15 protein-coding genes are annotated in these 21,126 nt (G+C 71.8%); 2 read left to right on the plus strand and 13 right to left on the minus strand.

The genetic code is table 11. The features are described 5' to 3' along the window. The first annotated feature begins 250 nt into the window (after nucleotides 1–250). Nucleotides 251–1,186 (plus strand): methyltransferase domain-containing protein, encoded by a 936-nt coding sequence (locus J8403_RS27895; RefSeq protein ID WP_211125578.1) that lies wholly within the window; start codon nucleotides 251–253, stop codon nucleotides 1,184–1,186. Between the two features lie 78 nt (nucleotides 1,187–1,264). On the opposite strand, the gene J8403_RS27900 is transcribed toward J8403_RS27895, so the two are convergent. The 13 genes from J8403_RS27900 to J8403_RS27960 all read right to left on the minus strand — a co-directional run bounded on the left by J8403_RS27900 (nucleotide 1,265) and on the right by J8403_RS27960 (nucleotide 18,873). Further along, on the minus strand, nucleotides 1,265–2,410 hold the full coding sequence (locus tag J8403_RS27900; protein ID WP_211125579.1) for an FHA domain-containing protein: 1,146 nt from the start codon (nucleotides 2,408–2,410) through the stop codon (nucleotides 1,265–1,267). A 69-nt stretch (nucleotides 2,411–2,479) separates the two neighbouring features. Then, entirely contained in the window at nucleotides 2,480–3,946 is a 1,467-nt protein-coding gene (locus J8403_RS27905; RefSeq protein WP_211125580.1) for a vWA domain-containing protein, read from the minus strand. Nucleotides 3,947–3,968: 22 nt separating this feature from the next. Beyond that, the gene (locus J8403_RS27910) at nucleotides 3,969–5,324 is read right to left on the minus strand and encodes a PP2C family protein-serine/threonine phosphatase (protein ID WP_211125581.1); all 1,356 of its coding nucleotides are present in this window, start codon (nucleotides 5,322–5,324) and stop codon (nucleotides 3,969–3,971) included. 3 nt (nucleotides 5,325–5,327) lie between these two features. Continuing rightward, a complete protein-coding gene (locus J8403_RS27915; RefSeq protein WP_211125582.1) occupies nucleotides 5,328–7,907 on the minus strand; it encodes a serine/threonine-protein kinase in 2,580 nt (859 codons plus the stop codon). Beyond that, nucleotides 7,904–9,229, minus strand: coding sequence for a coiled-coil domain-containing protein (locus tag J8403_RS27920; RefSeq protein ID WP_211125583.1), 1,326 nt, complete (start codon nucleotides 9,227–9,229; stop codon nucleotides 7,904–7,906). Before J8403_RS27920 ends, J8403_RS27915 begins: the two co-directional genes overlap by 4 nt. A gap of 128 nt (nucleotides 9,230–9,357) precedes the next feature. Then, the gene (locus tag J8403_RS27925) at nucleotides 9,358–10,377 is read right to left on the minus strand and encodes a glutamate ABC transporter substrate-binding protein (protein WP_246586014.1); all 1,020 of its coding nucleotides are present in this window, start codon (nucleotides 10,375–10,377) and stop codon (nucleotides 9,358–9,360) included. Between the two features lie 20 nt (nucleotides 10,378–10,397). Further along, nucleotides 10,398–11,807 (minus strand): hypothetical protein, encoded by a 1,410-nt coding sequence (locus J8403_RS27930; protein ID WP_211125585.1) that lies wholly within the window; start codon nucleotides 11,805–11,807, stop codon nucleotides 10,398–10,400. Nucleotides 11,808–11,941: 134 nt separating this feature from the next. Beyond that, nucleotides 11,942–12,952 carry an N-acetylglucosamine kinase gene (locus J8403_RS27935; RefSeq protein WP_211128455.1) on the minus strand — a complete coding sequence of 337 codons (1,011 nt, stop codon included), beginning with the start codon at nucleotides 12,950–12,952 and terminating at the stop codon, nucleotides 11,942–11,944. 80 nt (nucleotides 12,953–13,032) lie between these two features. Then, the gene (locus J8403_RS27940) at nucleotides 13,033–14,295 is read right to left on the minus strand and encodes a 6-phospho-beta-glucosidase (protein ID WP_246586015.1); all 1,263 of its coding nucleotides are present in this window, start codon (nucleotides 14,293–14,295) and stop codon (nucleotides 13,033–13,035) included. After that, nucleotides 14,292–15,197, minus strand: a complete 906-nt coding sequence (locus tag J8403_RS27945) for a carbohydrate ABC transporter permease (protein WP_211125586.1) — start codon at nucleotides 15,195–15,197, stop codon at nucleotides 14,292–14,294. The genes J8403_RS27940 and J8403_RS27945 overlap by 4 nt, the downstream gene beginning before the upstream one ends. Nucleotides 15,198–15,212: 15 nt before the next feature. Then, nucleotides 15,213–16,166 carry a carbohydrate ABC transporter permease gene (locus J8403_RS27950; protein WP_211125587.1) on the minus strand — a complete coding sequence of 318 codons (954 nt, stop codon included), beginning with the start codon at nucleotides 16,164–16,166 and terminating at the stop codon, nucleotides 15,213–15,215. A gap of 11 nt (nucleotides 16,167–16,177) precedes the next feature. After that, complete coding sequence (locus J8403_RS27955) at nucleotides 16,178–17,506, minus strand: extracellular solute-binding protein (protein ID WP_211125588.1); 1,329 nt, start codon at nucleotides 17,504–17,506, stop codon at nucleotides 16,178–16,180. Between the two features lie 131 nt (nucleotides 17,507–17,637). Next, a complete protein-coding gene (locus J8403_RS27960) occupies nucleotides 17,638–18,873 on the minus strand; it encodes an ROK family transcriptional regulator (RefSeq protein WP_211125589.1) in 1,236 nt (411 codons plus the stop codon). A 238-nt stretch (nucleotides 18,874–19,111) separates the two neighbouring features. Between J8403_RS27960 and J8403_RS27965 the strand changes: the two genes are divergently transcribed. After that, the gene (locus J8403_RS27965; protein ID WP_246586016.1) at nucleotides 19,112–21,094 is read left to right on the plus strand and encodes a S53 family peptidase; all 1,983 of its coding nucleotides are present in this window, start codon (nucleotides 19,112–19,114) and stop codon (nucleotides 21,092–21,094) included. The last annotated feature ends 32 nt before the right edge of the window (nucleotides 21,095–21,126 follow it).

Raw genomic sequence — 21,126 nt, forward strand, 5'->3', positions numbered from 1 at the left:
GGCGGTAGGCGCGGTGGGTGCGACAGGTGAGGCGGGGGAGGCGGGCGCGGCGGCGGGTACGGCGGGTGCGGCAGGCACGACAGGCACGGCGGGCGCGCCAGGGGCGGTGGGTGCGGCAGGCGAGGCGGGTGCGCCAGGCACGGCGGACGAGGCGGCTACGGCAGGTACGGCGGGTGCGACAGGCACGCCAGGCACGGCAGGCGCGGAGGCTACGGCATGCACGGGCGCGGCCGGTGCAGGTTCGGCAGACATGGGCGCGGCAGGTGCGGGCGAAGCAGGCACGGGCGCGGCTGGTGGGCCCAGCCGTGAGACTGCAGGGGCGGCAAAGGCCGGTGCGGCGCATGGGACGGTCGGTTACACCCGGCTGTGGCGCGACGATCCCCATCCGCTGCGGCGGGCCCGCTGGCTGGCCGGCGCGTACGCGGACGCCCCGCTCGCCACGCGGGTGCGCGACGGTGAGCTGATCACCTCCAGCAGCCAGCCGTCGTTGATGGCGCGGATGCTCCAGGCGCTCCAGGTGCGGGACGGGGACCGGGTGCTGGAGATCGGCGCGGGCACCGGCTACAACGCCGCGCTGCTGGCCCATCGGCTCGGCGACACCCACGTCACGACCCTCGACCTCGACCCGGAGATCACCGAGGCCGCCCGCAACCATCTGGCCGCCGCCGGATTCCGCCCCGCCGTCGTCACGGGCGACGGGGCGCGCGGCTGTCCGCTGCACGCCCCCTACGACCGGATCATCGCCACCTGCGCCGTGGCGTCCATCCCGTCCGCATGGATCGGCCAGTGCCGGCCGGGTGCGCTGATCCTGACGCCGCTCGCGACCGGGCTGATCGCCCTGAGGGTCGCCGACGCCCGCCATGCGGAGGGGCATTTTCTGGCCCTGCCCGCGTACTTCGTTCCGCTGCGCGGCAGCGGCCCGCCGCCTCAGGTGCCCACGCACGGCCTGCCGTCCCGGCCGCTGCTGGACGACTCCTTCCGCTTCCTGCTGAACGTGGCCGCGGGCCATATGGAGCCGGTCGAGGCCCTCGCGCTGTGGGAGCACGAGGGCAGGCCGGGGCGGGAGCGCTACGGGGTGACGGTGCGGGGCGAGCGCCAATGGGCCTGGCTGGACGACCCGGAGGGCGCCTACGGCTGGCCGCTGGGCCCTCCCAGCGGCCTTCAGCCCGGGCTTCAGCCCTGCTAGGCCACCAGCCCTCCGGCCCTCCGCGCCGCGCCGCCCAGATCCTCCAGGCCCGCGCCGTCCGCCCCGCCCGTCCTGGCCTCAGCCCCGGCGCACCGTGATCGTCGTCCAGGCGCCGACGTGGACGCGGTCGCCCTCCCGGAGCGGGACCGGCACGAACGGCTGGATCGGCTCCTCGCCGCCGTTGATCGTCGTCCCGTTCGTCGAGTCCTGGTCGACGACCGCCCAGACGCCGTCGGGCTGCTGGACGAGGAGTGCGTGCTGATGCGAGACGCCCGGGTCCTCGGGCGGGCGCCCGAGGTCGATGTCGGGGGCCTCACCGGTGCTGTGGCGGCGCCGGCCGATGGTGATCTGGCCGCCGTTGAGCGGCAGTTGCTGCTCGGGGGAGTAGGCCGGGAGGTTCAGCCCGGCGGCCTCGGGGCCGCTGCGGTTCATCATCGCCATGAAGTACTCACGGTCCGGGGCGACGACGGCTATCCAGTTGCCGGGCGCCGACGACGGAACCCCGCCCTGGCCGAACTGGGCGCCGACGGGCGGCGTCGAGTGCTGCGGGGCGCCGGGGTGCTGCTGCTGCGGCTGGTGGCCCGGCCCCTGCTGCTGGGGCGGGGCGTACCCCTCGTTCCCGTACGGCTGGGCGGGGGGCGCGGGGGCCTGCGGGTAGCCGTAGCCGTACTGCGGCGCGGCCGGGGGCGCGCCCTGGCCATGGCCCGGGGCGCCCTGCTGCGGTGCGCCGTGCGGGGGCGTGCCGCCCTGCTGCGGCGGCGGAAGCGTCCAGTCGCTGTCGCCGCCGAACCCCTGACCGGGGGAGTGGCCGGCGCCGCCCTGCCCCGGGTGCGGGACATGCGGCACCCCGGGCCCCGGCTGCTGCGGTGGCGCGTAACCGCCCTGCGGCGGACCGTACGGAGAAGGCGTATGCGTCTGGAAGTTGAACCGGCACTCCTCGCAGAACGGAGCCTGCGCCTCACGCGGCGTACGGCACTGCGGGCACAGCTCCTGCTGCTGCGCCGGATAGCCGTAGCCCCCCGCGCCGCCGGGCGGCGGTGGGCCGCCCGGCCCCGGACTCCCGTAGCCGCCCGGTGGCACGGGCACGCCGTGGCCACCCGGCGCGGGCTGTGGCGGAGGTGGAGAGGCGGCACCGGAGGGCATGGGTGTCCCCGACATCCGGTGGCCACACACCTCGCACCAGTCGTCGGCCGCCGAGTGGTGGCCGTTGGGACAGGTCGGCATGTCGGATCCCCCTCTTGTGGCTTTCTCGGTGTTTCTGCCGAGAAGTGCTACGTGAGTGCTGGTTATGTGCTACTTCTTGACGCGAACTGTCTTGGTGGAGCGCGTTTCGAGGGTCATCTCGTCCGCCTCCGCGACCTTCGCCTTCAGTCGCACAGTACCTGCCGCCACATCGAGGACGTCCACCACCTTCGCAAGCAGTTTCGCCGTGTCCTCGTTCCCCGATGCGGTCGCCAGCTGTACGGCACGCCCCAGCTTCGCGGTCGCTTGTTCGGCATCGCCGGACTTGCGGGCATTCATGCCCTGTTGGATGACCTGGGCCAGTTCGGCCTGGCCCGTATAGTGCGCCACCTGCGGATTCATCGCGGTGGAGACGGCCAGGTCAGCCGTCCACACCGCACGTACCAGCCCTTGGGCCAGCGGGCTCGGCGGACTGCCGACCCCCTCGGGCGGCGGCTGGACCAGGGAAATCCTGGCCGCGAGCATCTCCTGGCCGACCTCCGCCGCCGGAACTCTCACGCACAGGTGGTAGTCGCGGGACTCATCGCCCCAGGACCCGGTGGGATAGTCGCCCGCGCGCGGACCGGCCTCGACCCGGCGGGCGGTCAGATCCTCGACCGTCGGTGCGACCTGTTTCACATACGCCACCTCGGCGCCCTTGGGGGTCCACAGCCGGAGGCTGACGTCGGCGATCTCCTTGCCCATCGCCGCCTCCATCATCCGCGTGAAGTCCGCGGAGAGTCCGGCGGGATCGGCGACGATATCGGCCGTTCCGAGCAGGGCGGAGGCGATCCCGGTGACCTCCTCGACCTCCCAGTCGGTGCCCACCCCGCGGGCGTCGCAGGTGAAGCGGCCCGCGCAGGCGTCGAGCACCGCCCGCAGCCGCGCCGGCTCCTCGTGTTCGTTCCGGCCGTCGGTGAGCAGAATGCCGTGCCGGATCGTGGCATCGGCCGAGCTGAGCAGCAGATCGGCCAGCAGCAGCCAGGTGCCGATCGCGGTGCCGCCGCCCGGACTCAGGCTCCGCAGCGCGTCCTTGGCCTGGGCGCGGGTGAGCGGATCGGCGATGGCCAGCTGCCCGTTCCCAGGGAAGACCTCGACCGCCTTGTGGGTGCCCGCCACCACGGAGAAGGCGACACCGTCGCGCACCGTGTCGATGGCGGCGGCGGTCGCCTCCCGCGCGTGGCGCATCTTCGTCGGCGGATAGTCCATCGAGCCGGAGCAGTCCACCATGATCACCACGGCCGCGCGGGCGGCGGCCCCGCCCGGGACGCCCCCGCCGTCGGACGCGCCGGGGAGGCCGTCGGACGCGCCCGGGACGCCGTCGGACGCGCCCGGGACGCCGTCATACGCACCGGGGACGCCGTCGTACACGTCGGGTGCGGCGGCGGGAGCGGGGATCGGCGGGCCTCCCGCGGCCCCGCCGCCGGACGAGGTGACGGTGATGATCGCGTTCACCTCGCGGCCTCCCTCGGGGAGGTACTCGTTCTGATAGACCTCGACCGAGAACCGCGGCGCGTCGGGCGTCGAGAAATGGGCCATATCATCCGCTCCTTGGCGACCGTCAGGCGGATCCTGCCCGGCCCGGGGCTGCGGGGAACGGCACGACCGCCACTGTTACGTTGTCGTGGCCCCCGCCGTCGAGGGCGTGGCCGACCAGGATCTGGGCGCTGTTCAGCGGCCGGGAGCGGGCGTCCGGCGGCACCGCGCGGGCCATCTGCTCCGCCGATTCCGCGTAGTTCCACAGCCCGTCGGTGCACACCACCACGACGCCCGGCCGGTCCGGCTTGTAGGAGGCGGTGTGGGGCTCCAGCTCATAGGCGTCCGCCCCGAGCCAGCCGGTGATGGCGTGGGCGCGCTCGTCCGCGTACGCCTCCGCCTCCGACATCAGCCCGGCGGCCACCATCTGGGCCGCCCAGGAGTCGTCCTCGGTGAGCCGGGCGGGCGGGGCCGTACGGTCGTCGGGGACCCAGTAGGCGCGGCTGTCGCCGACCCAGCCGATGGTGAGGATGTCGCTGGTGACGACGGCGCTGACGATGGTGCACGCCGGTGCGTTCTGATGGCGCTGGCCCTCGGGGTGCGCGGCGGCCGCGCCGGTCTCGACGGCCAGGGAGTTGACCGCCTCGGCGGCGGCGACGATCGCCTCGTTCATGGCCTGCTGGGGATGGGCGCCGCGCGGCAGCGAGGCCCGCAGCGCCTCACCGGCCGCATGGGCCGCGGCGGCCGAGGCGTCGTCGGGGCGGGTGGCCGAGGAGACGCCGTCGCACACCACGGCGACCATGACCGGGGAGCCGTCGGGCAGCGCGGCGGCGGACACCGCGAACGCGTCCTCATTGCGGTGATGGCGCAGCCCTCGGTCGCTGGCCGCCGCGATGCCCTCCAACTCGCTCTCCATATGGTCGCGTGTCCGTGCCTGTGCGTGTCCGCAGCGCTCGCAGTATCCGTCCTGGTCGATGGTGCCCTCCTGGCACGCGGCGCACCGGGGACGGTGCTCGCCGCCGGGCAGCCGGGGGTCCGCCCCGGCGCCGGTGCCCGCCATGCTGCCCGTGCTGGTCGCCGCGCTGGTGTGCGTACTCGCGTTGACCCCCGTGTCGATTTCCGCGGGGGTGCCGGTCTCGGTGGGTGGCGCCGCCTCGGGCACGCCGAGCGCCCCCGCGGCCCGCGGATCGGCCGGCTGTCCGTACCCGTCGGGGGCCGGGGCGGCCAGCTCGTAGTCGTCCGGCTCCGGCTCCGAGTGGGGGGAGCGCACCGCGCCGTTCAGCTGCGGGGGCACCGGCAGGTCGCCGGGCGCCTGCGCCGCCGGCGCGGCCGCCGCCGCCAGATCCGCACCGCACTGATCGCAGTATCTGTCTCCCGCCTGCGGCGGCTCATCACAGGTCGGGCAGGCTGACAGCTGGGCTGGCTGCGGCATCTGCGACATCGATCACACCCACGTCCTGGGGCGGAAACGGTTGGCCCGCTCCACCAGTTCGATCCTCTCCTCGCCTCGCTGCGCGAGTCTGGCGAGTACCCGGTACGAGCGCTCCAATCCGAAGCGCAGCCCGCGCTCGTCCAGGCTGCTGCCGAGCAGAGGCGGCCGGTTGTGTCCCGGGGGCGCCCCGCTGCTGCCGGACAGTACCCAATCCAGGGCACTGCCCAGGACCTCCGTACGCAGCCGCTCGCGCCGCACCGCGTCCAGCCCGAACTCGCCCAGCCGCTCGACCTGGGCGGCCGAGGCCGCCAGATCGCCCAGCAGGGCGTCGTACGGGGCGCGCTGGCGCAGCCGGGCCCGTACGGCGGCGACCCGCGCCGCCGTGTAGTGGATCGAGGACTCCGGGACGGACTCCAGGGCCCGCACCGCGCCCGCCCGGTCCCCGGAGCACAGCAGGACCCGGGCGAGGCCGAAGGCGGCGCTCACAAAGCTGGGGTCGGTGGCCCACACCAGGCGGTAGTACTCCGCCGCGTTGTCCAACTGGCCCAGGACCTCGGCGCAGACGCCGAGCGCCAGCTTCGGCGCGGGCTCACCGGGAAACGCGTCGTAGACGGCGTCGAAGGAGAGCGCGGCCGTCTCGCGGTCGCCGGTGGCCAGCGCGTGCAGCCCCCGGTACCAGACGATCCGCCAGTCGTCGCTGTACGCGGCCTCCAGGCCGGTGAGCGCGACGCCCGCGTCATGCTCCTGGCTCAGCTCCAGCTGGGCGCGGACCCGGCGCAGCCGCAGCTCGACCGAGTCGACGGGCGCGGTCCGCAGCGCGGCGCTCACCTCGGCGGGGTCGGCGGCCAGCAGCCCGGCCAGGAATCCGGCGTTGGGGTCGTCCGGGTCCACCATCGGCACCGGGAGGGCCAGCGCGGTGGCTCCGCCTTCCAGGGTGGCGATGGCGGGCAGCGGCAGGGCCAGCGGACCCGGCGGCCGCTGCGCGGGGACCGGCGCGGTGGCGCCGCGGCCGATGGGCCGGGCGCCCAGCAGGGACGGATCCTGGCCGTCGTCGGCGAACAACTCGGTGTCCACGACGCGCGGTTCGGGCCCGAAGAGGGTGGACAGGGCCGGCCGGGGCCGCCCGGTCTGCAGCGCCACGACCTCCCGCAGCACCCCGGTCAGCTGGTCGGCCATCTCCCGCGCGGAGGCGAAGCGGCGTCCCGGGTCCGGGTCGGTGGCCCGCACCAGCAGCCGGTAGAAGGATTCATAGCGCCGGAAGACCTCGATGTGCTCGGGGTCCGGCAGGCTGTCCACGAAGACGTTCGTATAGCCCTGGAAGTCGAAGGTGAGCACGGCCAGGGTGCGCGCCACCGTGTAGAGATCGGAGGAGACCGACGGGCCGGTCTCGGCGATCTCGGGGGCCTGGTAGCCGACCGTTCCGTAGATGGGACTGTCGTGGTCGTCCATCCGCCGGACCGCGCCCATGTCGATCAGTTTGAGCTGGTCCTGCTGCTGAATGGCGTTGTCGACCTTGAAGTCGCAGTAGAGCAGATTGCGGCTGTGCAGATGGCCGAGCGCCTCCAGGGCCTCGATGCCGTAGGCGCAGGCCTGCTCGACGGGCAGCGGATTGCGCCGGCCGTCGGTGGTGCGCAGGGCGTTGGCGATGTCCTTGAGGGACTTGCCGCCCACGTACTCCATGACGATGTAGCCGTCGAGGCTGCCGGTGCGCTGGTCGAGGTGCTCGACGAAGTTGTAGATCCGGACGATGTTGGAGTGCTCGATCTCGGCGAGGAAGCGGCGCTCGGAGACGGCGGCCGCCAGGGCCTCCTCGTCGCCCGTGTCCAGCAGGCCCTTGAGGACCACCCAGCGGTCCGACACCGCGCGGTCGATGGCCAGATAGATCCAGCCGAGCCCGCCGTGCGCCAGACAGCCCGCGACCTCGTACTGGCCGTGGACGATGTCACCGGGGTTCAGCTTCGGTACGAACGAGTACGGATGGCCGCATTTGGTGCAGAACCCCTCGGTGCGGCCCGGCCGTTCGCCGCGGGCGCGGCCCACCGGGGCACCGCAGTCCCCGCGGCTGCAGAACCGCTTCCGCTCGGGGACCTCGGGATCCGCGAGCACCGCCGTCCGCGGATCGGGGCGCGGCACATCCGGGACGCTGACCAGACCGGCGCCCAGTGCGTTCCGCCCCGAGGAGGCCGAGGTGGCGGAGCGGGAGCTGCGTACCGAGACCGAACGCGACGAAGAACGCCCGGACATGGAGCGGGACAGCCGCCCGGACACCGAGCGCCGGGACGAGGAGGAGCGTGCCGAACGCGACCGGCTCGAGGCGCTGGAGGAGGAGTCCCGGCCGGAGGACGGGGAGGAGCCTCGGCCGGACGGCAGGGAGGAGCCCCTGACCGACGACGAGGATCCGCCGCCCGACGACGAGGAGCCCCCGACCGGCCCGCCCTGCCCGGTGATCCCGGTGGGCGGTGAGGCCACCAGCCCCTGCGGTGAGACGACCGGGGCCATACCGCAGACATCGCAGTACAGCTCACCTCCGCCCACGTCCTCGTAGGACCCGCCGCAGTCACGCCGCTGGCAGGCGGCGACCGCCGCAGTCATTTCGTGCCTCCCTCGATACCTTCGTCGGCCGGGCCCGTCTGGCGTGGCACCAGGGCCTCGGCCGCCGCCCGCTGATAGCGCAGCACGGCCTGCTCGGCCGCCCGCAGATCACACGGGGCGCTCCACAGCATCCGGCGGGCCACGTCATACCGCTCCACCAGCATCGGATCCTCCGCCATGCCGTGGCGGGCGACCTTCGCCTTGTACGCGTCGAGACGGCCGCGCAGCTCGGCGCGGACCGCCAGCGGCGCGGTGACCGCGGTCAACGACTCGCGGGCCCGCAGCAATTCGTCGTCGGCGCGCTGCTCCAGGCTCTCCAGCAGCGGCGAGAGCCGGTGCCACTGGGAGCGCCTGCGGTAGTCGGCGGCGGCGACCAGCTGCTCGTGCAGCGCCGTCGGCGGGCCGCTGACGGCCGGAACCTCCGACGCCGCGATCTTCGCGAGCACCTCACCGCGCGCCTGGCGCGCCTCCGCCAGGGTGCGATCGGCGCGGGAGAGCACATCCCGCAGCCGCATCAGCCGCCGCTCGGCGTCCTGCCGCACGTCCAGGACCGCCTCGATCTCCCGTCGCACATCCTCCAGGGCGCGGGCGGAGCGGTCATAGCGCTGGGTGTCGGGGCTGCCGCCGCCGGGCGCGGAGCTGCCGCCGGCCGGTTTCCAGAAGGCGAGCGGGTCGGAGACCACCTCGGCGCGCAGCGCGGTCAGCTCGGCGGTGATCTGCTCCAGATCGTCCCCCGAGGGGTGCTCACCGGGGCGCACTCCGACGGAGTGGGCGAGCGAACGGGTGCGGTGCAGCTCGGCGGAGAGCATGTCGATCCGGGCGGGCAGCGCGGACCATACGGCGTCGGCGCTGACGATGACGCCAAGGGCCTCGGCGTACCAGCGGTTCATCCGGTCGACCAGCCGGTCCAGGCTCAACTCCTCGCTGAGCAGGGGCGAGCCGCCGAGGGTGGCGCTGCTGGGCAGGGTGATCGCGGTGCCGCACAGCAGCTCGGTGAGCTCGGTCAGCTCTTCCTGCGTCGGCCAGCGGTGACGGGAGCGCAGCTCGCGGGCGCGGGTGAGGGCCTCGGAGTACGCGTCGAAGTAGCTCCACAGGAGAGAGATGGCCTGCTCGGTGGTGGACCACCGGTCCTTGGTGACGCCCGTGAGCTCGGCGCCCTCGAGAAGCCTTCTGCCCGCGTGGTCCTGGAGGGCGAGCAGCGAGGACTCGATCGCCTCGTGCTCGGCGGCGAGCTTCGCCAGCGCGCGGTCCACCTCCTCACGGCCCATGACCGGGCCGTCGGGTGCCCCCGCGAAGCTGGGGAAGGGTCCCGGGACCCCCATCGATCACCTCTCCATGTCCGTAACCGTTGTGTGATCCGTCTGCAGCGTCATCCCTACGCGTGTGAGGCGGGTGCTAATCCTTGCCGGTCCGTGATCCTCGCTCGTCCCCGATGTGTCCGGGTCCGGCGCTAGTCCTTGTATTCGGGGGCGGGTGGTGCCGGATTCTCCTGTGCCGTGCTGAAGTCCTTGGCGAGCCACTTCTGGTAGGCCTGCATCCAGGGGCTGCCGGCACCGCCCTGGCGGTAGTTCTCCAGAACCTTGTTGACCCGGCGTACCAGGTCGTCGTCGTCCTTGTTCATCGCCACGCCGTAGAGCTCATCGGTGAATCGCGAGCCGACCAGCTTGACGGAGGGGTCCTGGGCCGCCTGGCCGGCCGCCAGCGCATTGTCGGTGATCACCGCGTCCACCTCGCCGAGTTGCAGCCTGACCAGGCAGTCCAGCTGGTTGGGAACGGGCTTGACCTTGATCGCGCCCAGATGCTCGGCCCCGGTGTCCGGCTTGTCCAGCTCGGCCTCGGCGGTGGAACCCTGCGCGGTGCAGACCTTCTTGCCGCGCAGGGTCTTGTTGTAGCCGGTGATGGACGAGTCGTCGGCGACCAGCACCTGCTGCCCGGCCTGGAAGTACGCGGTGGAGAACGCGACGTCCTTGATCCGGTCGCAGTTGATGGTCATGGTGCGCACCACCACGTCCACCTTGCCCTGCTGCAGGGCCTTGATGCGCTGACTGGTGGGTATGGTGCGGAAGATGACCGCGTCCGGATCGCCGAATATGTCCTCGGCTATCGCGCGCACCAGGTCGATGTCGAAGCCGGTGAGGTCGCCGGTGGCCGGATCGCGGTATCCCCAGCGGTAGCTGTTCTGGTCGACGCCGGCGATCAGCTTGTTGAGCTTGTGGCCGTTGACCTCACGGTTCTTGATCCGCTTGATGGCCGGTCCGCTGGCGCTGGACGGGCGCAGGCTCGCCTCGGGATTGCGGCAGCTGTCCGCCGCGGCCTCGGCCTCGGCACCGGTCCGCATCGTCTGCGGACGCGCCGCACCGCCCTTGGTGTCGCCGTGGCCGCCGTCGTCCATCATCGCCGGTACCGCGATGGCCGTGGCCACGCCCAGGGCGCATACCGTCACCGCGGCGGCCGATCGCAGCGATCGCATGCTTCCGCCCCCCATCGTCCTCATCGGTACTCCGACAGTCTGCGGCCTATGCCCAGCACCGCGCCCGCGGCTCCCAGCACGGCCAGCACCCCGGCGCCCAGTGCCATGGCGGTGAGCGCGCCGCGTCCGTCGTCGGCGGCCTGCTGGAACTCCCGCTGCTCGTGGGCGAGGGCCTCGGCCAGCTGGCTGTCCACCGCGTCGAAGGACTCGCCGGTGCTGTCCTTGGCGCCGATGACCTTGGTCAGCGCCGTCTTGTAGTCGCCCCCGTCGTCGGCGGTGCGGGCGGCCTTGTGCCGCACCTGCCACTCCTTGACCCGGTCGGCGGCCTTGTCCAGCGGCTCCCGGCCCTCGTCGTCGTCCGCGAGGGCGCGCGCCCTGTCCAGCAGGCTGCCCTCTGCGGGGCTGCCGCCGGACGACTTCCCCACGAGCGCGGACATCCGCGAGCCGTAGCTGACCTCGTAGGCGTCCTTGCCCTTGTTGGCGCCGTCCTCGTCGACGACGACCGCGCCGCGCGCCACCAGGGTCAGATTCTCGTCGGCGCGGGCCCGCAGGGAGTCGATCCGCGCCTCGTTGAGCACCTGGAGGGACTTCGCCCCGTGGTCGTTGGAGTCGCTGAGCTCGGTGCTGGCGACCGCATGGCCGACCACCAGCCACAGCATCACCACCGTGGAGGCGGCCGTGGCGGCGAGCATGCCGTGGTTGAGCACCCGGTTCGTCCGCTGGTAGTGGCGGCGCTGGGCCCACCCCAGCGCGCCCAGGGCGACCAGGCCGGTGCCGATCGCCACCCACGGCCATGCCTCGGCGTCCTCGTAGTCATCCCCGAGACGGGCGGTCTCGGCCTGGTAGAGCCTGCCCGCGGCGGGCAGCAGCCGGCTGCGCATGGTGTCGTTGGCATAGCGCAGATAGGCGCCGCCCAGCGGCAGCCCCTGGCGGTTGTTGGCGCGCGCGGAGTCGACCAGGCCGGTGTAGACCGGCAGCAGCTGGTTGATCTTCCGTATCTCCTCGCGGGCGGAGGCCGAGCCACCGGTATTGGCGGCGGCGCTCACCAGCAGCTCGGAGGCGGTGTCGATGTCCTGCACATAGCGCTTGCGGACCTGGGCGGGCTCCTGGCCGCCCGCCAGGAAGCCCCTGGTCGCCGTGGTGTCCGCGTCGGCCAGGGAGCGGTAGATCTGCGCCGCGTCGGCGCTCAGCGGCTGGCTGCGCTCGGCCACGGCGTCCGCCGCGGTCTGCCGGTCGGAGACCTGCCAGGCCGTGACCGCGCCGAACGCGACCACCAGCGCGGCCAGCACGGCCCCGATGACGCGCAGCCGGCCGGGCTCGGTCGTCGCCGCCGCCCGCGCCCGGTCGAGCCCTTCACGCCACGCGGTCCGCGGCGGGGCCGCGGGCGCGGGTGGCGGCGCGGCTCTGCCGGTGGTCGGCGGGTATGACACAAGACCTCCCCCTTGGCCCGGATTCCGTAGTTGGTGTCGCGGTCGGTGTCGCAGCAGTATGGACCGCGGCGCCAGGAGAGGTCACCGGTCGAGCCTGGATCTTGTTCGGATCGCGATCTTCCCTCCCCTTTTCATTACGCTTCGGACGGACTTTCGGTTCCACTTTCCGCGTCATCAGCTGGGGCGTAGTGCGCGCGCAGCCGGGCGTACGCCGCCTCGGGCGCGCCGGTGCGGTCCAGGCCCAGCAGCGCGGCGCCCAGCACCGGCGGTGCGGTGACCACCCGCGGCTCGGCCTTCGGGGCGCGCTCCGCCAGCAGTTCGCGGATCCGGTCGTCCAGCAGCGGATGGCGGGCCGCGAGCACCCCGCCGCCCAGCACCACCGGTGTCTCCTCGCCCAGCAGATCGAGGCGGCCGAGGGCGACCGCGGCCATGGTCACCACCTCCTCCGCCTGGCGGTCGACGATCGCCCGGGCGATCTCGTCGCCGGCGTCGGCCACCGCGAAGAGCACCGGCGTCAGCTCATGCCGCCGGGCCGCGTCCAGCCGGCCCAGATGCAGCGCCTCGATCAGCTCGTACATGGTGGTCAGGCCGAACTGCGCGGGCAGGGCGCGGGCCAGCTCGGTCGGCTCGCCGCGGCCGTCCTCCGCACGCGCCGCCCACCACAGCGCCTCCTCCGACAGATAGCCCCCGCCGCCCCAGTCGCCGGAGATCCGGCCGATGGCGGGGAAGCGGGCCACCCGGCCGCCGTGGCCGATCCCGGCGCAGTTGATGCCCGCGCCGCAGACCACGGAGACGCCGGTCGGCTCGCCGTCGTCGGCGACCCCGGCCCGCAGCAGGGCGAAGGTGTCGTTGGCGACCGTGACGGTGGCGCCCCAGCCGCGCTCGGCCAGTACGCCCGTCAGCTCCTCCTCCTCGCTGGGCAGATCGGCGTTGGCCAGGCACGCCGAGATATGCCCCACGCGCGGTGGGCCGGACCCGCCCGCCTGCCGCGCCGCCTCCTCCACCAGCGGCGCGAGCGAGCCGACCGCGGCCTCGGCGCCCACGACGGGCGGCCGGAAGCCGCCGCCGCGGGCCGCGCCGAGGACGGAGCCGTCCGGACCGACGAGCGCGACATCGGTCTTGCTGTTGCCCGCGTCGATCGCCAGGACCGACGGCTCCGGCGCGGAAGCGGCGGAATCGGAGGCAGGGGACGAAGGGGAAGGAGAGGGGGTCGATACGGACTGGGTCAGGCCCACGCCAGATGCTCCCGGTTGTGCGCGATGAGGTCGTCGGTCAGCTTCTCGGCGTATTCGATCTGGCCGATGAGGGGGTGGGCCAGCAGCGCCTGGAAGACCCGCTCCCGGCCGCCCTTCAACGCCGCCTCCAGCGCCAGGTGTTCGTACGCCGTGACATTGGCGACCAGACCGGCGAACAGGGGCTCGAGGGGGCGCACGGGCAGTGGCTTCGCGCCCTGTGCGTCGACGGCCGCCGGGACCTCGATCACCGCGTCGTCGGGCAGGAAGGGCAGGGTGCCGTTGTTGAGCGTATTGACGATCCGCACCTCACCGGTGTCGCCCAGCAGGGACGAGGTGAGATCGACCGCCGCCTCCGAGTAGAACGCCCCGCCGCGCTTGCCGAGCAGCTCGGGCTTCTCGTCCAGCGTCGGATCGCCGTACATCTCCAGCAGCTGCCGCTCGATCGCCGCGACCTCCGCCGCCCGGGACGGCTTGCTGCGCAGCTCCCTCACCACCGCGTCGTGCTGGTAGAAGTAGCGCAGATAGTACGAGGGGACGACGCCGAGCCGGTCCACCAGCGTGCGCGGCATCCGCAGATCCTCGGCGATCGCCTCGCCGTGCTCCGCGAGCAGCTTGGGCAGCACATCCTCGCCGTCGATGCCGCCGATGCGCACCGCGCGCTCCCAGGTGAGGTGGTTCAGCCCCACATGCTCCAGCGTCACCTCGCCGGGAGTGACACCCAGCAGCTTCGCGAACTTCCGCTGGAAGCCGATGGCGACATTGCACAGGCCGACCGCCCGGTGCCCGGAGGTGAGCAGCGCCCGGGTCACGATCCCGACCGGGTTGGTGAAGTCCACGATCCAGGCGTCGGGGTTGCGGCGGCGCACCCGCTCGGCGATGTCCAGCACCACCGGGACGGTGCGCAGCGCCTTGGCCAGCCCGCCCGCGCCGGTGGTCTCCTGTCCGACGCAGCCGCACTCCAGCGGCCAGGTCTCGTCCTGGTTCCGCGCGGCCTGGCCGCCGACCCGCAGCTGCAGCAGGACCGCGTCCGCGCCGTCCACGCCCGCGTCCAGGTCGTCGGTCCACGAGATGGTGCCCGGGTGGCCCTGCTTGGCGAAGATCCTGCGCGCCAGCCCGCCGACCAGCTCCAGCCGGTCGGCGGCCGGGTCGATCAGGACGAGCTCCTCCAGCGGCAGCGCGTCCCGCAACCGGGCGAATCCGTCGATGAGTTCGGGGGTGTAGGTGGATCCGCCCCCCACGACTGCGAGCTTCAACCCTTGACTCCTGTCAGTGTGACGCCTTCGACGAAGGCTTTCTGAGCGAAGAAGAAGATGATGATGACGGGGGCCATGACGAGCAGGGTCGCGGCCATCGTCAGATTCCAGTTGACGCTGTGCGCGCTCTTGAAGCTCTCCAGGCCGTAACTGAGCGTCCAGGCGCCCGGATTCTGCGCGGCGTAGATCTGCGGGCCGAAGTAGTCGTTCCAGCAGTAGAAGAACTGGAAGAGCGCGACGGCCGCGATCCCCGGCTTGGCCATCGGGACCACGATGCGCAGCAGCGTGCCGAGTTCACCGCTGCCGTCGACCTTCGCCGATTCCAGGTACTCCCGGGGGATCGTCAGCAGGAACTGCCGCAGCAGAAATATCGAATACGCGTCGCCGAACGCCATCGGGATGATCAGTGGCCACAGCGAACCCGACAGATGAAGCTGCTGGGCCCAGACCAGATACATCGGGATCACGATCACCTGCGGCGGCAGCATCATCGTGGAGATGACCATGATCATGGCGGTGCGGCGGCCGCGGAAGCGGAATTTGGCGAGGGCGTAGGCCACCGGAATGGAGGAACAGACCGTGAACAGGGTGCCGAGCCCGGCGTACATCAGCGAATTGCGCCACCAGTCCAGGAAGCCCGGAGTGTTGAAGACATCGGCGTAATTCGACCAGTTCCATTCGGTGGGCCAAAGATCGCCGCTCAGCGCCTGGTCATCGCTCATCACCGAGGTCAGGAAGACGAAGACGAAGGGCAGGATGAAGAAGAGCGCGGCGGCGATGGCGACCGTGTGCACGGCGATCCAGTGCAGCGCAGCGCGGCGGCGGGCGGCGGGGGCGGGGGAGCGGCCGGCGGCGGGGCGCGCGGGCGCGGATGGCGCCGAGAGGGCGGTGGTGGCGGTCATGGCGGATCGGTCCTCTCAGTCCTCGGCCGACAGCAGTCCGGCACGCTTGCGCATCAGTAGCGTCGTCACGGCCATCGCGATCGCGAACAGCACGAGCGAGAGCACGCAGGCGGCTCCGGTGTTGAAGTTCTGGAAGCCGAGCGAGTAGACGAGCTGCGGCACGGTGAGCGTGGAGTGGTCGGGATAGCCGGGCTGGATGACCGATCCGGGTCCGATGCTGACCCCGGAGGCGAGCTTTCCGGCGACCAGCGCCTGGGTGTAGTACTGCATGGTCTGGACGACACCCGTCACGACCGCGAACATCACGATCGGGGTGATCGACGGCCAGGTCACATAGCGGAACTTGTGGAACGCCCCGGCGCCGTCGAGCTCGGCCGCCTCGTACTGCTCCTTGGGCACGTCCAGCAGGGCCGCCATGAAGATGACCATGAGATCCCCGATGCCCCACAGGGAGAGCAGCACGAGGGACGGCTTGGCCCAGGCCGGGTCGTTGAACCAGTTCGGCGCGTGGATCCCGATATTCCCGAGGATGTCGTTCACCGGGCCGGTACCGGGATTGAGCAGAAAGACGAAGGCGACGGTGGCCGCCACCGGAGGGGCGAGATAGGGCAGGTAGAAGGCGGTGCGGAAGAATCCCACCCCGGACTTGATCCTGGTGACCAGCAGTCCGATGCCCAGGCCGAAGACGACCCGCAGTGCCACCATGACCACGACCAGCCAGAGCGTATTCCACAGCGCCGGTCCGAACAGCGGCATCTGCTCCAGCACATAGCGCCAGTTGCGCAGCCCCACGAAAGTCGGGGCCTCGATCTGGTTGTAGTGCATGAAGGAGAAGTAGACGGTGGCGAGCAGCGGGTAGCCGAAGAAGACGGTGAAGCCGACCAGCCAGGGGGAGAGAAAACCGAGGGTGCGCAGCCGCTCTCGCCGTGCTTTGCGGCGCAGGGCGGGGGCGTTCGTCAAGGTGGCCATATCGCACTCCGTCAGTTCTGTGCCTGGAGATTGTCGGCGTCTATCTCGTCATCGAGTTTCCGTAGCCCCGCGTCCAGATCGTGCACCTTGCCCGCCTCGACGCCGTAGGAGAAGTCCTGCAGCGAGGTGACGTACTGACCGCCGTTGATCGAGGGCGGCAGGGCGGTGCTGTAGCGGTTCTGCGCGATATCGAGGAAGGCCCGGAAAGTGGGATCCGAGTCCAGTTTCGGGGAGGTGAGCGCCGCCTTGGTGGACGGCACATTGTGAATGGCGTTGGCGAAGGCGACCACCTGGTCGGTGTCGGCGGTCAGGAACTTCACCAGCTCCCAGGCGGCGTTCTGATGGGTGCTGGAGTGCGCGATGCCGACCACGGTGCCGGTGAGATAGCCGCGGCCGTAGGTTTCGGGCCGGTCGTCGGGCACCGGCAGCGGAGCGGTGTCCCACTTGAACTTCGCGCCCTTCATGAAGAGCCCGCGCCATTCGCCGTCCATGTGCATGGCGAGCTTTCCGGTGAGAAAGGCGTTCTGGGACGACATCTCATCGCCGAAGGAGGTGCGGAACGTCTCCAGCGGGCCGTAGCCGCCCTGGCCGCGGATCAGCTCCCGGGTGGTGGCGTAGAACTCTTTGGACGCCTTCTCCTTCGCCAGCCGCGCCTTGCCGTCCTTGCCGAAATAGGACGGGCCCCACTGGGCGAAGAGCCGGTCCGGACTGTTCTGGTAGAGCCGGAAATTGGGCATGAAGCCGACCCGCTGATAGCCGCCGCTCTTGGTGCGCTTGGTCAGCTTGACGGCGTCGCGCCGCAGCTCCGACATGGTGCGCGGTGGCCGCTTGATGCCCGCTTCCGCGAAGGCGTCCTTGTTGTAGTACATGCCGTACGCGTCGGCGAGCAGCGGGAGGGCGCACTGGTCGCCCTCGTAACTCGTGTAGTCGAGCAGCGTTTTCGGGAAGACCTTGGTCTTGTCCAGCCCGGTCTTCCGCATGAACGGATTGAGCTCCACCCACATCCCGGACGAGCAGTACTGCCCCACATTGTTGGTGGTGAAGGAGGAGACCACATCGGGGGCATCGCTTCCGCCCGCCCGCAGCGCCTGGTTCACGGTGGCGTCGGTGACGTTCCCGGTCGCCTTCACCTTGATATTGGGGTGGAGTTTCTCGAACCGGGCGATGCTGGCATCGATCGCCTTGACCTCGCTCTTCTCCGACCAGCCGTGCCAGAACTTCAGCGTGACGGGTTTGGTCGGATCATCCTCGGCGCTGCCGGTGCTGGGATTGGCGCAGCCCGTCAGGAGGAGGGCGCCGGCGCTCAGCACCGACGCGAGAGCGGCCAGTTTTCGTGGCATGGGGGACTTCCTTTACTGCGGTACGGGGGGACGGCAGGGGGAAGCGGCGGTGCGGGCGCCGGATGATGAACGGGGAAGTTACGGGGAGGAGGAAGTACGAGGAGGAAGTACGGGGAGAGCGGGGCGGTGGATCAGGCGTCGAATCGGGCGGTGTCGAAAACCGTCTGACGGGCATCGGCGACCGCCGTCCGCAGCGCGCCGATGAGAATCGGATCCCCCTCGAGCTCACTGATCCGCAACTGCGGGCGGGGCAGTGCGAGACCGGTCATCTCCGCCTCGACCAGCTGACGCAGGCGCTCCCCGCCGGCCTGGGCGACCTCACCCGAAAGGACGACCAGCTCCGGGTCGACCACGGCGACGACGGAGGCCAGCCCCGTGGCCAGCCGACGGGCCAGCTCGGTCAGCACCTCGTCGCCCGCGCCCGGGGTGCGCAGCGCGGCGGCGAGCGCCTTGGTGGCCGTGGGCGCGTCGATCCCGTGGCCGCGGGCCAGCTCCACGACGGCGGGCGAGCCGACCAGCATCTGGAACCCCCCGCCCCCGTCCGGCCGGGCGGCGGCGTCCGGTCCGCCCCGGGCCAGCGGGGCGCCCGGCAGCGGCATATAGCCGATCTCGCCGGCCCCGCCGGTGGCGCCGCGCAGCAGGGTGCCGCCGAGCACGATGGCCGCGCCGACCCCCTCATCGGCCCAGACCAGCGCGAAGTCGTCGAAATCCTGGGCGGTGCCGTGGTGCTGTTCGGCGATGGCGGCGAGATTGACGTCGTTCTCGATGACGATCGGGGTGTGCAGCACCTGGGCCAGCTCGTCCCGCAGGGTGCGGGACTGCCAGCCGGGCAGATGCGGGGCGTAGCGCAGCTTCCCGGTGCGCGGGTCGAGCGCGCCGGGGGTGCCGATCACGGTGGAGTGCAGATCGTCGCGGCCGAGCCCGGCGGCGGCCAGCGCGCCGTCCACCGCCTCGGCGACCAGCTCTCCGGTCCGGTTGGTCAGGCTCTCGTCGGTCGCCGGGGCCGTCACCCGGTGCTCACCGGCCACCTGGCCGGTGATGTCGGCGACGGCGGCGGTGATGCCCTCCTGGTCGACGGCGAGCGCGGCCACATGGGCGGCGGCCGGATCGATCTCGTACAGCTGCGCGTTGGGCCCCGGCCGTCCGGTGACGTTCCCGGTCGTGCGGACCAGGCCGACGGACTCCAGGCGGGTCAGCAGCTGGGAGGCGGTGGGCTTGGACAGCCCGGTCAGCTCCCCGAGCCGGGTCCGGGTGAGCGGCCCGTGCGCGGCCAGCAGCTCCAGCGCGGCGCGGTCGTTCATGGCGCGGAGGACGCGGGGAGTCCCGGGCGTGCCGCCCTGCGTGCTGCTGCCGGGTGGTGCGGCCATGTGCTGCCCCCGTCCTCACTCTGTTAAGAAAGTTTCCTATTGATGAACAGCAAGCTAGGGGGCGGACCGGGGTGGCGTCAATGGGTCATGGGTGGGCTTTCCTTGGCGGGTTCTTGGCGAAGAGATGGATCTCGCATGTACCTGGCATGGACAAGTCACCGTAAGAGTGGCCTCCGGTGGGGTGGCTGTGATCGTCGGCCCCCACCGGAATGCGACTACTCGTATCGCAGGGGGTTTGGTGAGATCTTCTTCCCGGAAGCGCGCGGCCCGTTCCAGACAGCGCACGGCCTTGGGGCTGGCGGCGGCGCTGCCGTTGGTGGCCGGTGCGCTGGCACTGGGCATACCCACGGCCCAGGCCGACTCCACACCGCAAGGCCGTGACACCCTGAACGGCACCAAGCCCACCTGGGCGACGGTGCGTTCGGACCGCGGCGCCACCGATGACGGTAATAAGGTCACCGCCCGCGTCTACCTCGCCGGACGGGACGCCAAGGGGCTGGCCGACTACGCGAAGGCCGTGTCCGACCCGTCCTCGCCGGACTACGGCAGGTATCTCTCGGCCCGGCAGACCCAGGCACGTTTCGGAGCGACACGGCAACAGAAGGACGCCGTGACCGCCTGGTTGAAGGGCGCAGGGCTCGACGTCACCGGCGCCAACCAGCACTATCTGTCCGTCACCGGCGAAGTCGCGGCCGCCGAGCGGGCGTTCGGCACCCAGCTGCACAACTACACCAAGGGCGGCAAGGTCTACCGGGCGCCGTCGAACGCGGCCACCGTGCCCGCCTCGCTCCACGGCGCCGTGCTGACCGTCGTCGGTCTGGACAACGCGCCCAAGCGGGCCAAGCACGACGAGACCCTCCCGCCCCCCGGTCCGGTCTTCAAGAACGCCGGGCCGTTCTCCACCTTCTACGGCTCCCGGACCGACCGGAGCCTGCCGTCGGCGTACGGCGCCAAGCAGCCGTACGCGATCAAGGGGTACACCGGCAAGCAGCTGCGCGCCGCCTACGGCGCCAAGAGCCGCAACACCGGTAAGGGCGTCACCGTCGCCATCACCGACGCCTTCGCCTCGCCGACCATCGCCGCGGACGCCGCCAAGTACGCCCAGCGCAACGGCGACCCGGCCTACCGCAAGGGCCAGCTGACGCAGGTGCTGCCGGCCGACTACCGGTACACCGAGGAGTGCGACGCGGGCGGCTGGTACGGCGAGGAGACCCTCGACGTCGAGGCGGTGCACGCGGTGGCCCCCGCGTCCGACATCGTCTACGTCGGCGGAGCCTCCTGCACCGACGACGATCTGCTCGACTCGCTCGCCAAGGTCGTCGACAACCGGCTGGCCGACATCGTCTCCAACTCCTGGGGCGATGTGGAGGCCAACGAGACGCCGGACGTGGCCGCCGCCTACGACCAGATCTTCCAGCAGGGCGCGGTCGAGGGCATCGGCTTCTACTTCTCCTCCGGTGACAACGGCGACAACGTGGCGTCCACCGGCACCAAGCAGGTCGACACCCCGGCCAACTCGGCGTGGGTGACGGCGGTCGGCGGTACCTCCCTGGCCGTCGGCAAGGGCGACACGTACCAGTGGGAGACCGGCTGGGGCACCACCAAGGCCACCCTCTCGGCCGACGGCACCAACTGGGAGGCGCTGCCCGGCGGATACACCTCCGGCGCCGGCGGCGGCACCAGCAAGACCGTCGCCCAGCCCTTCTACCAGCGCGGAGTGGTCCCGGACTCGCTCGCCCTGGCAGGCGGCGGCACGACCAAGCAGCGGGTGACCCCGGACGTCGCGGCCGTGGCCGATCCCAACACCGGCTTCCTGGTCGGCCAGACGCAGACCTTCCCGGACGGATCGCTCCAGTACGGCGAGTACCGCATCGGCGGCACCTCGCTGGCCGCGCCCGTGATCGCCGGTGTCCAGGCGCTCGCCCAGCAGGCCCGCGGCGGCCAGCCGATCGGCTTCGCCAACCCGTCGCTCTACGACCGGTACGGCACCGCCTCGTACCACGATGTGACCGACCACCCGCTGGGCGCCGGTGTCTCGCTGGGCGTGGTCCGGGTCGACTACGTCAACAGCCACGACGACTCCGACGGGCTGGTGACCTCGCTGCGCAGCCTCGGCCGGGACAGCTCGCTGCACGCGGTCGTCGGCTACGACGATGTGACCGGCGTGGGCACCCCCGCGGCCGGCTACCTCACCTCGTTCGGCGGCCACCACCGCCGCTGAGCGGGCGCTGAGCTCCTTACGGTTGCCATGGG

This window comes from Streptomyces yatensis, from assembly GCF_018069625.1.
GTDB lineage: Bacteria > Actinomycetota > Actinomycetes > Streptomycetales > Streptomycetaceae > Streptomyces > Streptomyces yatensis.